Below are 526 nucleotides of genomic sequence, written 5' to 3' on the forward strand. Positions count from 1 at the left end.
AGTCGCGTGTTCTAGACCCGAAGCGGGGTGATCTAGCCATGGGCAGGTTGAAGCGTGGGTAAGACTGCGTGGAGGACCGAACCCACCAACGTTGAAAAGTTGGGGGATGACCTGTGGTTAGGGGTGAAAGGCCAATCAAACTCCGTGATAGCTGGTTCTCCCCGAAATGCATTTAGGTGCAGCGTCGTGTGTTTCTTGCCGGAGGTAGAGCACTGGATGGTCTAGGGGGCCTACAAGCTTACCGAAATCAGCCAAACTCCGAATGCCGGTAAGTGAGAGCGCGGCAGTGAGACTGCGGGGGATAAGCTTCGTAGTCGAGAGGGAAACAGCCCAGATCACCAGCTAAGGCCCCTAAGCGTGTGCTAAGTGGAAAAGGATGTGGGGTCGCTTAGACAACCAGGAGGTTGGCTTAGAAGCAGCCATCCTTTAAAGAGTGCGTAATAGCTCACTGGTCAAGTGGTTCCGCGCCGACAATGTAGCGGGGCTCAAGCACACCGCCGAAGCTGTGGCATTCACATATTAACTC

1 rRNA gene is annotated in these 526 nt (G+C 54.8%); it reads left to right on the top strand.

What is annotated here, in order from left to right:
- Window positions 1–526, top strand: a 23S ribosomal RNA gene (locus RAN62_RS41010); the annotation flags it as partial.

Origin of the sequence: Symbioplanes lichenis (genome assembly GCF_030709675.1) — a bacterium.
Classification (GTDB): Bacteria; Actinomycetota; Actinomycetes; order Mycobacteriales; family Micromonosporaceae; genus Actinoplanes; species Actinoplanes lichenis.